Annotated in this window: 9 protein-coding genes and 1 tRNA gene; 8 read left to right on the top strand and 2 right to left on the bottom strand. The window is 64.6% G+C overall.

Annotated elements, in window-relative coordinates; translation table 11 throughout:
- The first annotated feature begins 42 nt into the window (after positions 1-42).
- Positions 43-1,188 carry an SPFH domain-containing protein gene (locus tag TX80_RS01365; RefSeq protein ID WP_049922151.1) on the top strand — a complete coding sequence of 382 codons (1,146 nt, stop codon included), beginning with the start codon at positions 43-45 and terminating at the stop codon, positions 1,186-1,188.
- A 104-nt stretch (positions 1,189-1,292) separates the two neighbouring features.
- The gene (locus tag TX80_RS01360; protein ID WP_049921081.1) at positions 1,293-3,050 is read left to right on the top strand and encodes a YcaO-like family protein; all 1,758 of its coding nucleotides are present in this window, start codon (positions 1,293-1,295) and stop codon (positions 3,048-3,050) included.
- Between the two features lie 2 nt (positions 3,051-3,052).
- Here the strand turns inward: TX80_RS01360 and TX80_RS01355 are convergent, their stop codons facing one another.
- Both TX80_RS01355 and guaB read right to left on the bottom strand, forming a co-directional pair.
- Positions 3,053-3,592 (bottom strand): hypothetical protein, encoded by a 540-nt coding sequence (locus TX80_RS01355; protein ID WP_081661377.1) that lies wholly within the window; start codon positions 3,590-3,592, stop codon positions 3,053-3,055.
- A gap of 143 nt (positions 3,593-3,735) precedes the next feature.
- Complete coding sequence (gene guaB, locus TX80_RS01350; RefSeq protein ID WP_049921078.1) at positions 3,736-5,238, bottom strand: IMP dehydrogenase; 1,503 nt, start codon at positions 5,236-5,238, stop codon at positions 3,736-3,738.
- Positions 5,239-5,712: 474 nt separating this feature from the next.
- On the opposite strand from guaB, the gene TX80_RS01345 reads away from it, so the two are divergent.
- The 6 genes from TX80_RS01345 (at position 5,713) to TX80_RS01325 (ending at position 13,909) form a co-directional block, all read left to right on the top strand.
- On the top strand, positions 5,713-6,657 hold the full coding sequence (locus TX80_RS01345) for a DUF5794 domain-containing protein (RefSeq protein WP_049921076.1): 945 nt from the start codon (positions 5,713-5,715) through the stop codon (positions 6,655-6,657).
- A 53-nt stretch (positions 6,658-6,710) separates the two neighbouring features.
- Positions 6,711-6,885: transfer RNA gene (locus tag TX80_RS18830), tRNA-Trp, on the top strand.
- Positions 6,886-7,670: 785 nt separating this feature from the next.
- A complete protein-coding gene (locus tag TX80_RS01340; protein WP_049921074.1) occupies positions 7,671-8,066 on the top strand; it encodes an SPW repeat domain-containing protein in 396 nt (131 codons plus the stop codon).
- Positions 8,067-9,097: 1,031 nt separating this feature from the next.
- Positions 9,098-9,784 (top strand): helix-turn-helix domain-containing protein, encoded by a 687-nt coding sequence (locus TX80_RS01335; RefSeq protein ID WP_049921073.1) that lies wholly within the window; start codon positions 9,098-9,100, stop codon positions 9,782-9,784.
- Positions 9,785-9,873: 89 nt separating this feature from the next.
- A complete protein-coding gene (locus tag TX80_RS01330; protein WP_049921071.1) occupies positions 9,874-11,556 on the top strand; it encodes an acyl-CoA mutase large subunit family protein in 1,683 nt (560 codons plus the stop codon).
- A 217-nt stretch (positions 11,557-11,773) separates the two neighbouring features.
- Complete coding sequence (locus TX80_RS01325) at positions 11,774-13,909, top strand: PQQ-dependent sugar dehydrogenase (RefSeq protein ID WP_049921070.1); 2,136 nt, start codon at positions 11,774-11,776, stop codon at positions 13,907-13,909.
- Positions 13,910-13,970 lie beyond the last annotated feature (61 nt).

The raw sequence follows: 13,970 nt of genomic DNA, 5'->3' as shown, positions 1-13,970 counted from the left end.
TGACGGCCAAGAGTTATTCCTCCAGAACCCGCAGGATAAATGATGGAGGAACTGATGCTCGGCCGCCCCTTACAACTCGAGGAGGTCACGGCCGATCCGGCGATCGTCGTGGGACTGCTCGTACTCGCGGTTGCGGTCCTTACCGTCTGGTCGATGGTCGAAATCGTCGACGCGTACAACAGGGGGGCACTGACCGTCTTCGGCGAGTATCGCAAACTACTCGAACCCGGATTGAACATCGTTCCGCCGTTCGTCTCGCGGGTGTACACGTTCGACATGCGCACCCAGACGCTCGACGTGCCGAGTCAGGAGGCGATCACGCGGGACAACTCGCCGGTTACGGCGGACGCCGTCGTCTACATCAGGGTGATGAACGCCAAACGGGCGTTTCTCGAGGTCGACGACTACGAGCGTGCCGTCTCGAACCTCGCCCAGACGACGTTGCGCGCCGTGATCGGGGACATGGAACTCGACGATACCCTCAGTCGGCGCGAAAAGATCAACGCCCGGATCCGGGAAGAACTCGACAGACCGACCGACGAGTGGGGGATTCGCGTCGAGTCCGTCGAAGTTCGGGAGGTCACGCCGTCCCGGGACGTCAAGGGTGCGATGGAGCAACAGACCTCCGCCGAGCGGCGTCGGCGCGCGATGATCCTCGAGGCCCAGGGTGAACGCCGCAGCGCCGTCGAGAAGGCGGAGGGTGACAAGCAGTCGAACATCATCCGCGCCCAGGGTGAAAAGCAGAGTCAGATCCTCGAAGCGCAGGGTGACGCGATCTCGACCGTGCTCCGTGCTCGCTCCGCGGAATCGATGGGCGAGCGCGCCGTCATCGACAAGGGTATGGAGACCCTCGCCGAGATCGGCCAGGGCGAGTCGACGACGTTCGTCATGCCCCAGGAACTGACCTCGATGATCGGCCGCTACGGCAAACACCTCTCGGGCAGCGACATCGAGGCTGACGGCCAGCAACTCGAGAGCCTCGAGTTCGACGAGGAGACCCGTGAACTGATCGGGCTGGACGACATCGCCGAGATGATCGGCGAGATCGAGGACACCGAACTGGACATCGAAGCGATGGAGCAGGAGGCCCAGGCGATTCAGGAAGGCGAGGACATGCCGTCGGAGACGGGCGACGTCATCGACGTCTCGGAGACGCGCCAGCGGACCGACTCCGAATCCGACTCCTGAGCGGTCATTCCGTGTCGCAAGTTCGTCGTTCGGGTCGACTCGAGCGATCGAACCGACGGCCACCGAGCGCGACGCTTTTGCCGCCTGCCTGTGAGCGTTCTGGTATGCAGGTACACGTCGTCGGCGACGATCCGGTCCGTTCGGCCGTCGTCGCCGCGCTCGGAGACGTCGACGTCACCGTGGAAGGCGCTCGCCCCGACGACCTCGCGGACGCCCGGTTTGCCGTCGTCAGCGACGTCGCCGGTTCGGCGACGTTCGAACGGGCGGCCGACGCCGCCCGCGCGGGCGATACTCCGTGGATCGCCGTCGAAATCGGCGGCGTCGGCGGCCATCCGCTGTCTGCGGTCGACGCCGCAGTATCGGGGTTCACACCGGAAACCGGTTGCTTCGACTGTCTCAGGGCACGGGTCGCTTCGACCGTCGACGAGACGGACGACGCCCCGCGTGCCGACCGCTCCACTGCGCGGTTCGCCGGCGCGCTCGCGGGCCGGGAGTGCGTCCGGGTTCTGTCCGGAGCCGAACGGTCGGTTCTCGGCCACGTCGTCGAACTGCCACATACCCGGCGTCGGGTCCTTCCCGTCCCGGGCTGTGCGTGTGCCGACGGTGACCGGGACCGACGGCTCGAGCGCGACGACGAGTCGCTCGCGCTCGAGGCCGCCGTCGACGCCGCCGAGCAAGCGATCGACGATCGGGTCGGCCTCGTCACGGATATCGGCGAACTCGAGTCATTTCCGGCCCCCTACTACCTCGCGACGACCGCGGAGACGACGCCCTACAGCGACGCCAGCGCGCCGACGCAGGCCGCCGGCGTCGCCGACGACTGGAACGCCGCGTTGATGAAAGCCGTCGGCGAAGGCCTCGAGCGCTACTGTGCCGGCGTCTATCGCGATTCGGCGTTCGTTCACGACAGCGAAACGAGCCTCGAAACTGCCGTTTCCCCGACGGAACTCGTTCGTCCGGACGACGCGTCGGCATACGACGCCAGCGGCGAGTACCGATGGGTTCCCGGCGAGAACCTCGCGACCGGGGAGGCGACTCACCTCCCCGCCGCGGCGGTCCAGTTCCCCCAGCCCGGCGACGCGCTCGTCCCGTCGATCACGACCGGTCTCGGGCTCGGGTCCTCGACCGTCGACGCTCTGCGGTCGGGGCTGACGGAAGTCATCGAACGCGACGCGACGATGCTCGCCTGGTACTCGACGTTCGAGCCGCTCGGACTCGCCGTCGAGAGCGAGGCGTTCGACAGGCTCGAGCGGCGGGCGGCCGGCGAGGGGTTGTCGGTGACGCCGTTGCTCGTCACGCAGGATATCGACGTCCCCGTCGTCGCCGTCGCCGTCCACCGCGATCCCGAGGGGACGAACACCCCCGTCGACGGCGACGACGACGCGTGGCCGGCCTTCGCCGTCGGGTCCGCGGCAAGCCTCGACGCCCCGGCGGCGGCGACCGCGGCGCTCGAAGAAGCGCTTCAGAACTGGATGGAGCTGCGCAGTCTCGGCCCGACGGACGCGGCCGACGCGTCCGGCGCGATCGGCGAGTACGCCTCGTTCCCGGACGCCGCGCGGGCGTTCGTCGACGTCGAGCGAACGATCCCTGCGGCGAGCGTCGGCCCGGATCGCGTTCCCAGCGGGACCGAGCGGCTCGAGACGTTGATCGATCGGGTCACCGACGCCGACCTGACGCCCTACGCCGCACGGGTAACGACTCGGGACGTAGCGACGGTCGGATTCGAGGCGGTTCGGGTCGTCGTTCCCGGTGCGCAGCCGCTGTTTACCGGCGATCCGTACTTCGGCGAGCGAGCGAAAACAGTGCCGACGACCCTCGGGTTCGAACCGCGACTCGAACGGGAGTTTCACCCGTATCCCTGAGGTTACGCGTCGCCGTCGGTGGCGTTGGTATTGCTGGCGTTGCTAGTGCCGGTCGTATTGCCGTCGGTAGTGTCGTTGGTACTGCCGGCATCCCCCCGCTCTGTCCCGTCGTCGACCGGCCTCCGTGGCCCGGACGCGTCCTCGTCACCGCGCCGTACCTCGACGTCGAGACCGTCGTCGTAGAGCGTGATCACGACGAGGTCGGTGTTGGACGTCACCGGGACTTCCTCCACGGCGGCTTCGTCCTCGGTTTCCTCGTCGAACTTGACGACCCGGAGTCGCTGCTCCGTCGCCTCGAGGTGTGGCGAAGCGACCGTCTGATTGGGCGTGACCGAGAATCCCTGGTCGTAGATCATGCGGTTCGTCTCGAGTTCGTAGGCCTCGAGCTGGAGGTTGTAGTACCGGTCGGCTTCGCTGTGGATCTCGACCGGGACGAGCCCCCGGAAGCTGCCCTGAAAGTGTTCTTTGACGCCTTCGACACAGCCCGCGAGGCTCACCGTGGCGATCACTCCGGCGGACTGAAGTACCCTACGGCGGTTCACGGTCGATACTCCGGAGCGGATGCACGTATGTATTTTCTTTCTCCCGGACCCGAACGCGAGGGCGGCCGAACCGCCCCGAAAGCGGATCCGGCGACAGGCCCGCTTTGTCTGCTCGAGGGAAAATTGCGGAGAGCGAGCGGTGCTTATTCGCTGTCGGGCGAGTAGTTGGGCGCTTCGTCAGTGATGACCACGTCGTGAGCGTGGCTCTCGGCCTGTCCGGCCGCGGAGACGCGGACGAACTCGCTGCGTTGTTTGAACTCGGGGATCGTCTCGGCTCCGACGTAGCCCATGCCGGACTGCATGCCGCCCGCGAGCTGGTGGAGTTCGGACTTGAGCGAGCCCTTGTACGGGGTCGCGGCCTCGACGCCCTCGGGGACGTACTCCTCCTCTTCGTCGGGTTCGTCCTTCAGGTAGCGGTCGCCGTCTCCGGATTTCATCGCGCCGACCGAGCCCATGCCGCGGTACTGCTTGTACTTCTTGCCGTTCATGGTGACGACGCGGCCGGGTGCCTCGTCGGTGCCGGCGAAGTACGAGCCGAGCATGACGGCGTCCGCACCCGCGGCGATCGCCTTGATCGCGTCGCCCGAATAGCGGATACCGCCGTCGGCGATCACCGGCACGTCGTGGTCGCTTGCGACATCCGCGACCTGCGCGACGGCCGTGATCTGTGGCATTCCGGACCCGGAGACGACGCGGGTGGTACAGATCGATCCCGGCCCGATGCCGACCTTGAGGCCGTCCGCGAAGTCGACGATGTCCTCGGCCGCCTCGCGAGTGCCGATGTTACCGACGACGACGTCGGCCTCGACGGAGTCTTTGATCTCCCGTGCACCGTCGATGACGTTCAGGTTGTGCGCGTGGGCACAATCGATGAAGAGCACGTCCGCACCGGCCTCGTCGGCGGCTGTCGCTCGATCGGTCTCGAACGGGCCGACGGCGACGCCACAGCGAAGGCGGCCGTCCTCGTCCCGGACCGCTTCCTTGTACTCGCGGCGCTGGAGGATTCCCTGCATCGTCACCAGCCCGACCAGCAGGTTCTCGTCGTCGACGACCGGGACGCGTTCGATCTTGTGCTCGTACATCAGATCGAACGCTTCGCGCGCGTCGACGTCCTCGTGAGCCGTGATCACCTCGTCGGTCATCGCTTCCGTGACGGGGTCGTCCTCGTTGACTTCGAGGTGAGGACGGATGTCCGTGCTCGAGATTATCCCCAGCACTTCGCCGTTGGTGTTGACGACGGGTGCGCCGCCGACGCCCTCGCGGGCCATCAGTTCGTCGACCTCCCGAACGGACATGTCGGGGTCGGCGGTGACCACCGACTCCTGTGGGATGACGAGTTCGTCGGCGCTTTTGACCCGGTCGATCTCGTCGACCATCTGGTCGACGTTCATGTTCCGGTGGAGGACGCCGAGGCCGCCGTGGCGAGCCATCGCGATCGCCATCTCGCTCTCGGTGACCGTGTCCATCGCCGCAGAAAGGATCGGGACGGAGACCTCGACGTTCTTGGAGACGCGCGAGGTGAGATCCGCGTCGTCCGGTTCGACCCGACTCTCTTTGGGTCGGAGAAGGACGTCGTCGAACGTTAGTGCTTCCGGTACCTCCAGCTTCGAAGAATAGGGCTCGTGCTCGGGAACGTCGTTCGCCATGTCAACCGTCAGATTCCGCCGGCAAAAAACGTTGCGAGATCGGGACGGTGACTGTCCGGACCCTAGACGGTATGGCGGCGTCCGAGAACGGTTGTCGCCGTTCGATCCATGTCCTTGGTCACAGGTCTCAAATTGACTAGCGTCAACCTTGCAGCCATATTTGTGCACCCGCGTTCGCATCTGGATTGTATTGCCGGAAATACACCGAGTTGTGGAACCGCATCTCACACAACGTTTATTGACAGCCCCTGTCTCTGTTCACGTATGCACGCTGTGAGTTCCAGCGAATCCCGAACCGTTGGTCGGACGAGCTTCGACTCCGTCGCCGAGAATACGTTCGGGAATTTTACACGGAAATCAAAACTCACAGCACGAGGCCGAAACTGGGTACTCTGGTGTCGGAGCCACCGCTCAGTTCGGGACCGTTCTCCCTATCACCCATTGGCCTCGGGTTACGGCCATCGTCCCTAAGCGATGAGTACCTCCCGACACCCGGTTGCCTTCCGCCTCGAGCGTCTCGTCGGTGGTGACACCAGACTCCTAGCGCTGGTGATGATGCTGCCACTGGTCGATGGCATCTTCCCCGTGTTGATCCTCGCGGGCGGACTCGACGATCCCCTGAGTGCGATCCAGACCGGATTGCTGATCTTCGGCGGCAGCGCCACCGTTGCCGTAATACTCGCGGAAATGAGCGGAACGCCCCGCGAGCAGGCGAAAGTCGTCCTGCTCGTCGGGGTCCCGCTGATACTGCTCGCGGTCGTCCAGGCGGTGTTAGCGCCGGCGATCGGCAGTCTGCTCCAGGAGCAGATCTTCGAGCGGTTCGCGGCGGTCGTCATCCTCGCGATCGCGGCCAAAACCGCAAGCGCGACGATCGGCGAGTATCTGCCGAGTCCGGGCGTGATCATCAGCCTCGGACTGATCGCGAGCATCGATCCAAGCGGTGCCACGTTCGTGCTCATGAACGATCCGGGGCTGGTCGCAAACGCCACGCTGGCCGCGGTCGTCGGCGTCGCGTTTGCGCTCGCCGTCGCCCTCAGCGGCCCGTACCTGCGGGAGTACATGAACCTCGATCGGTTCCGCTTCGGGAGCGCCGTCGCGCTCGGACTCCTGCCGCTTTCGCTGTTGACCGACGCGTTCGGCCAGGCACCCCTCGCCGCGTTGATCGTCGCCGGCGTGTTCGCGATCGATCCGCCGATCGGTCCCCAGACGACCGACGAACGCGACTCGAGCCCCGACGATGGAGCGCCGACGGAGGGCCGCGAACCGCCGGCCGGAACGCTGACCGACGGCGGAGAGACCGGCTCGAGGCCCGTCGTCGGTGGCTGGGTCGCCTCAGAACCCGAGGAGGGTGCCGACGACGACAGCACCTATCCCGGCGACGACACGACCGAGACCGATGGCCGGGCCCCGTGGCTGTGAGCCGGATCCCGAATCGAAACCACTTTAGGGCGGATCCCCCAACTGAGTGACGAGGGGTCGTGGCCAAGCCAGGCATGGCGACTGACTCCAGAGGCACCGCGCCCGGGACGACACTCCAGACTGATATACTGATCGGGCACCTGATCAGTGTCCGTGTGATGACCCTCTGGAGTTCCGAGGCGCACCGGAGATATCAGTCGATCGGGGGTTCAAATCCCTCCGACCCCATTTCCTCATCGATCGGTTCCTCACCCGCATACTGGTGAGTGATTCTGCTCCCGAACACCGCTATACCCAGTCACTGAGTTATTCGACCGACTGGGCGGAGGAGCGGCATGTAGCCGGTGATCTACAGGCGGAACAGGCCGAGTGCCTCGGGGTCGTCCGGAAATCGGAGATTTCCGTGATCACGAGAATCAAAGATTCTCGAACGACTTGACCCCGAGGCGGTTCACTCGGTTACTGTGTCGAAACACACGGCGAAGAACAGCAGGCCATCTGTTCAAGCATCCATTCTTTCCCTTTCGTTGCTATCATCTATTCTGCCTCTCACCGGAGCTATCTCCGTCCCTTTTCCGAGGTAGGAGACCGATCGCTATAGAGCGATTCGTCTCGAGCGGCTCTGATCGCTCGAGCGAGGGCTGGCGAACGGCGTTTCGTGACTCCACGAAACGGGATTGTGCTACCGGTTCGGGACGGAACCGGTTACCCGAGCGGTCGAAACGTTTCGGCCCCACAGGAGCACGACGTCGTTCCGATGGGACGAATCGTTCCGTCGGCGAGGACTTTCGCTGCGTATACCGATTCGCAGCGGTTACAGACGGCCACAATTCGGCTGTGATCGTCCATGGGAATCACCCCGCACCTTAACACGGCGGCCAGCATCTTCAACCCCTTTGATACCGCTCCTGTAGGTCGTCGGGCGAAGACAGTCGTCCGTAGGTGGGACGACAGGCTGGGAGTTGCACGATGCGCGGTGTACATTTAGCGTCCTGGGGCACGGACACACATCCATGAGCGACTCACGATCGGTCGCGGCCGCATCGCCGATGGCACAGCGAACGGCTGGACTGGCAGCCGGGCTCGGTGCCTGGGTCCTGTTGTCGGGCGTCCTCTTTACCGGCGCAGGGTGGATCATCGTAAACAACGCGCTCGTCGGAGCCGCGATCGCCGCCGGCGCCGCATCCGTCGCAGCCGTTCCGTCCGGCGGCCCGCTTCCCAGCATCGCAGCACCGCTTGTCGTTCTTCTGCTCGGGCTGTGGACGGTTGCAGCCCCGTTCGTCCTCGGAGTGACCAACCAACCGCTGTTCTGGAGCAACGTCGTGGCGGGCATCCTCGTCGCGGTTCTGGCCGGGGCGAGTACGTACGGGAGTTGGAAACTGTCGAACGTGACGGCGACAGGAACGTAAGCCTCGCTCAAGCGGTCCGTCGAGCCGGATAGCGGGGGGCGATGTTTTGTGCTCGAACCGCATAGAGTACCGTATGGCCCGACGAATCCCAACGAGACGTCACGCTCGCCGTACTAGCCAGCCGGACCTCGAGCGAATCGTCGCCCGACTCGAAACGGCCGAACAGCGGCTCGTGCAGGTCCAGAACACGCTCGACGGTGTCGCACGTGAAGCGGGCGTCTCGATCGGCTGCCCATGCTCCCGGTGTGACCGAAGCTACCTGCTCGTGAAAGGCGGAGCGCTCTCCTGCCCGCTGTGTGGGTACACATGGTCAATGTAGGCGGCGTTTGCGCAGGACAGTTTACCGAGGCCGAACCGGGGACCGGTGGGACAAGCAGTGCTCGTGGCGGCGATCGGACTGTCAGTGATGCTGGACTGGCACACTCCTCGAAGCGGGCGATTGCAGGCTGGAGACCAGCGTCCTTGGGCTGCTCGCGGTAGCGGCTGGATTCTGGCTCGAGCGGACGGACGCCGTCGGGTCGGTGTCGATGGCGCGACGAACAACCGGAGGACGTCCCGTCGACAGTCGGGACGCGCGACGGAGGGAGAGTCTCGGAAAAGTCGAAACCGTGCGTTCGGCACTCCGGTTCCCCAGCCAGTACGAGGCGGTAACCGGTCGTGCCCTGTATTCCCTGTCGGCCAGACGCCCGGCGCTGGCCATCAGTGTTTTCTCACCTCCCAACTTTATACTTACTCATCCAATCCATAATTTGCATTGGATACCGGTATTAGGAAACGGACGGATGACGGTTGGGTCCGGAGACGGCGCGGGTCGTCACGGGTGTCAAGCGGAGCCGATCCGAAACTATAGTAGCCTCAATGCACACCCGATCGCACGAGGGCTGTGCGATCGGTGTGTGAATCGTTTCAGCTGTTATTATAGCGTCAGCGGTCGTGAGCCTCACGCTCGAGTGAGACTCACGTCGATTGGATGGCGGGAAAGGCTTCCGGAAACCCAATTCGTCTATACGCTTTCGTGGTGCACTCCGATGATGACGACGGTCGTCGAACTCGAGATTCCGGCTGATCGGCTCGGACTTGCTCGGACGTTCGATCGGGTGCCGGCGTTCGAGTTCCGGATCGGCGGCGTGATCGGGGACAGTCCGCCGATTGTCAGTACGACGGGCCCGGACCGCCACACCGTCGCGCAGGCACTCGAGGCGGATCCGTCGGTCGAAGTCGTCGCAAACCTGCGGGGAAAGCTGCGATCGGGTCCCGGAGACGAGACCGACGCCGAACACTACCTGTTCCGACTCGCGTTCGATGACGGCATCAAACTGTTCGAACAGCTGGTTTCGGAACCCGGCGGGGCCGTTCTGACGGCCCGCGGTCGGGACGGGACCTGGACGATGCAATTGCTGTTTCACGACCGGGAAGCCGTCTCGACGTGTCACGAACTGCTCGAGACGTACGACTTCGGCGTGGAAGTGCGACGCGTGACCGGCATCGACGGCCTCGATCGGTCACGAACGCCGCTGACGGAGACACAGTACGAGACGATCTGTACGGCCCACGAACTGGGTTATTTCGACGTTCCACGGGGGATCACGCTCGAGGAACTCGCCGCGGAACTGGGCGTGTCCCATCAGGCGCTGTCGGAACGGCTGCGGCGGGGCCACGCTGCACTCATCAGTGCGGAACTGACCGACGGATTGTCGCCGGCGGCGATCGATCCCTGAGTGCGCTCTCGGACGTTCGGGAGCGGAGTGAAAGCCGAACACGGCGAAGTCATCAACCTTCAAGCCCTCTCCGATCCTCGGTAACTATAATGTTCGATTCCGACGAACTCGAGGAGATTCGTGCCGGGAAAGAGGAGTGGCACGAGGAGGAAGTCGAGCCGGTGCTCGAACGGTTCGGCGAGCGGAAAGAGACATTCACGACGGATACGGGAGGGCAGGAGGTCGACCGTCTCTACACGCCCGAGGACGTCGCCGATTTCGACTATCAGGAGGATCTGGGGTATCCGGGTGAGCCGCCCTATACGCGTGGCGTCTACTCGACCGGCTATCGAGGGCGACTGTGGACGATGCGCCAGTACGCCGGCTTCTCGACGCCCGAGGATACTAACGAGCGCTATCATTACTTGCTCGATCAGGGCCAGACGGGGCTGTCGATGGCGTTCGACTTGCCGACCCAGATGGGGTACGATTCCGACGCGGGGATGGCCGCCGGGGAGGTCGGGAAAGCGGGCGTCGCGATCGACTCGCTCGACGATATGGAGACGGTCTTCGACGGGATTCCGCTCGACGAAGTCTCGACCTCGATGACGATCAATGCCCCGGCATCGGTGCTGTTGGCGATGTACATCGCGGTTGGGGACAAACAGGGTGTCGACCGCGAGGAGTTGCGCGGAACGATCCAGAACGACCTCCTGAAGGAGTACATCGCCCGCAACACCTACATCTATCCGCCAGAGCCGTCCATGCGGATCATCACCGACATCTTCGAGTTCTGCGCCGACGAGACGCCCAAGTTCAACACGATCTCTATCTCCGGCTATCACATCCGCGAGGCGGGTTCGACGGCCGCACAGGAACTGGCTTTCACTCTCGGCAACGGCATCGAGTACGTCGAAGCGGCGATCGACGCCGGACTCGACGTCGACGAGTTCGCCCCCCAGCTGTCGTTTTTCTTCAACGGACACAACAACATCTTCGAGGAAGTCGCGAAGTTCCGCGCGGCGCGCCGGATGTGGCACGATATCATGGACGAGCGGTTCGACGCCGAGAACCCCAAGTCCAAACAGCTCAAGTTCCACACCCAGACCGCGGGGTCGATGCTGACCGCCCAGCAGATCGAAAACAACGTCGTCCGCGTCGCCTATCAGGCGCTCGCGGCGGTGCTCGGCGGTACCCAGAGCCTCCACACGAACGGCAAAGACGAGGCGCTTGCGCTCCCGACCGAGGAGTCCGTCCGGACGGCCCTCCGAACCCAGCAGATCCTCGCCCACGAGTCCGGTGCGGCGGATACCATCGACCCGCTCGCGGGTAGTTACTACGTCGAATCCCTGACCGACGAGGTCGAGGCGGAGGCCTACGGCATTCTGGACGACGTCGACCAACGCGGCGGCATGCTCGAGGCCGTCGAGTCCCAGTGGGTCCAGCGTCAGATCCAGGATACCGCGTTCGACCGACAGCGGGAGATCGAGGAGAAAGAGCGCATCATCGTCGGCGTCAACGAGTTCGAGGTCGACGACGACCCCGAAATCGACGTGCAGGAGGTCACCGAGGAGGACCAGCAACGCCAGATCGATCACCTCGAGGCCGTCCGCGAGAAACGCGATGGCGAGGCCGTCGACGCGAAACTCGAGGCGCTGCGCGAGGCGGCACGGAACGGCGACAACCTCATGCCCTCCATCATCGAGGCCGTGAAGGCGTACGCGACGGTCGGCGAGATCTGTAATGTCATGCGCGACGAGTTCGGCGAGTACCAGCCCGGCGGCACCGTCTGACAGACGGCGCTGCCGCGTTGTGTCCCAGCCACGAGTTCTCCGACGACAGAACGGGGTACTACCGTCGGTAACACCGCGGATTCGATTCGGGTAATACCGGGTTATCCGTGCTCTCGTCGGGCGATCCGAGGATAACACGAGGTTGAACGACGAACTCGAAGGAACGGTGGGAGTGGTTTATCCGAGTTTCGGCCGACGGCGCTGTCGGAGAGTCAAAATGAGCGATCATCCCGACGGACGACCGATCTCCGTACCGGACTCGACCGACGGTCACCGCTTGACGTCCCGGCGTCGCGTTCTGCAAGCTGCCGTAGTTACAGGCGGAGTCATCGGCCTGAGCGATCTCGGGCGGGCCCAGGAACCCGAGACGATCGAACTCGGTGGCGAGACGAGCGGCTGGCAGGGGGTCGCACCCGAAGCTATCGCGGGCGAAGAAAACCCGACGCTCGAACTCGAGGCCGGTACCACCTACGAACTCACTTGGGAGAACCTCGACGGCCTCCCGCATAACTTCGTCATCGAAACCGACGACGGCGAGGAACTCGAGCGGACCGAACTGCTGGCCGAGCAAGGTGAAACCCAGACGCTCGAGTTCGAGGCGACGACCGAAATGGCGGAGTACTACTGTGAGCCCCACACGGCGACGATGCGTGGGGATATTTCGGTCGGTGGCGGGGACACGGCCGGGGGCGGAGGCGAAGAGGGAGACGAAGCGGCGAGGTTCTTCGAACCCGGCACCGAGATCGGCGTCCAGACGCTCGCGGAGGGGATGACGGCACCGACCGATTTCGCCGTTGCCGACGAAGGCGAGGGGCGGTACTTCGTCGCCGATCAGACCGGCGAACTCTGGATCGTCGGCGAGGACGGCCTGCAGGACGAACCGTTCCTCGACGTGAGCGATCGGTTGGTCGAACTCGGCACGTTCGAGGGCGACTATGCGGATCCGGAACAGGACTACGACGAGCGGGGGCTGTTGGGGGTCGAGCCACACCCGGACTTCGCGGAGAACGGGCGGTTTTTCGTCCACTACAGCGCGCCGCCGAACGACGAGACCCCCGAGGGGTGGAGCCACGTCGAGGTCGTCTCGGAGTTTATGGCCGACGAGGAACGGAGTCAGGGCGATCCGGAATCGGAGCGCGTCCTGATGGAGTTTCAGTCGCCACAGTACAACCACGTCTCCGGGCCGATGGCGTTCGGACCGGACGGCTACCTGTACGTTCCGATGGGCGACGGCGGGGGCGCGAACGACGACATGGAGGGTCACGTCGACGACTGGTACGACGAGAACGACGGCGGGAACGGACAGGACGTCACCGAGAACTTGCTCGGGGGAGTTCACCGGATCGACGTCGACGCCGAGGGCGATGACGAGCGACCGTACGCCATTCCGGACGACAACCCGCTGGTCGATCAAGATGAGGGCCTCGACGAGTACTACGCGTGGGGGTTCCGGAACCCGTTCGGTATCACGTTCGACAGCGACGATCGCATGTTCGTCGCCGACGCCGGACAGGACCTCTTCGAAGAGGCGAACATCGTCGAAGCGGGCGGCAACTACGGCTGGAACGTCAAGGAGGGGACACACTGTTTCAGCACCGACAGTCCGAGCGATCCACCCGAGGACTGTCCGGACTCGGCCCCGGACGAACCGCCCTACGATGGCCAGGAGTTGCAGGACCCGATCGTCGAGTACCCCCACGTCTACGAGGGCAACGTCGTGGGCATCGTGATCGTCGGCGGCCACGTGTACGAAGCCGGCGAGATCGGCGACCTGGACGGCAAGTACGTCTTCGGCGACTGGACCGCCGATCCGTCACGGGAGGAACCGGCGGGTCGTCTCTTCGCCGCCGTGGAACCCGGCGGCGCGGCCGAGCAACCGGATGACGGGATGGCGGACAACGAGACGGGTGACGTCGGTGCCGACGGACAAGACGTCGAGGAGGAAGCGACCGAAGACGTCCAGGACGAACCCATCGACGAGAACAACGAAACCGGCAACGAGACCGACGCTGGCGCAGACGCGGACCTCGAGGACGAGGTCGTCCCGCGGGACGACCTCTGGGAGATGGAAGAACTGCAGGTGGCGGGGTCCGAGGACGGCTCGTTCCCCTACTTCGTCCGGCAGTTCGGCCGCGACGACGACGGGAACGTGTACGTACTCGCGAACCGAGAGGGGGTTCCCCAAGGGGACACCGGCGCGGTCATGCGGATCGTCCCGCCTGGCGAGGGCGATTCGATAGAGACGCCCGACGGCGCGGCCGAGGCCGATGCCGAAGAAGCGGAGAACGCGACCGAAGACGTCCAGGACGAACCCATCGACGAGAACAACGAAACCGACGGGAACGGCGCGTAGCGACTCGCGTCGCCGCCCGGACGACTACGGATCACTGCGGCACTCGAGGCCGACTACGTGT

Source organism: Halopiger djelfimassiliensis (assembly GCF_000455365.1).
In the GTDB taxonomy this organism is placed as follows: domain Archaea; phylum Halobacteriota; class Halobacteria; order Halobacteriales; family Natrialbaceae; genus Halopiger_B; species Halopiger_B djelfimassiliensis.
Note: the sequence above shows the minus strand (reverse complement) of the source record. Positions and strands in the feature narration are given on the sequence as shown.

Coding starts and splice junctions, on each gene's coding strand:
- TX80_RS01340 (WP_049921074.1), top strand. CDS start 7,671: ATGAGCGACTCACGATCGGTCGCGGCCGCATCGCCGATGGCACAGCGA.
- TX80_RS01365 (WP_049922151.1), top strand. CDS start 43: ATGGAGGAACTGATGCTCGGCCGCCCCTTACAACTCGAGGAGGTCACG.
- TX80_RS01330 (WP_049921071.1), top strand. CDS start 9,874: ATGTTCGATTCCGACGAACTCGAGGAGATTCGTGCCGGGAAAGAGGAG.
- guaB (WP_049921078.1), bottom strand. CDS start 5,238: ATGGCGAACGACGTTCCCGAGCACGAGCCCTATTCTTCGAAGCTGGAG.
- TX80_RS01335 (WP_049921073.1), top strand. CDS start 9,098: ATGACGACGGTCGTCGAACTCGAGATTCCGGCTGATCGGCTCGGACTT.
- TX80_RS01360 (WP_049921081.1), top strand. CDS start 1,293: ATGCAGGTACACGTCGTCGGCGACGATCCGGTCCGTTCGGCCGTCGTC.
- TX80_RS01325 (WP_049921070.1), top strand. CDS start 11,774: ATGAGCGATCATCCCGACGGACGACCGATCTCCGTACCGGACTCGACC.
- TX80_RS01345 (WP_049921076.1), top strand. CDS start 5,713: ATGAGTACCTCCCGACACCCGGTTGCCTTCCGCCTCGAGCGTCTCGTC.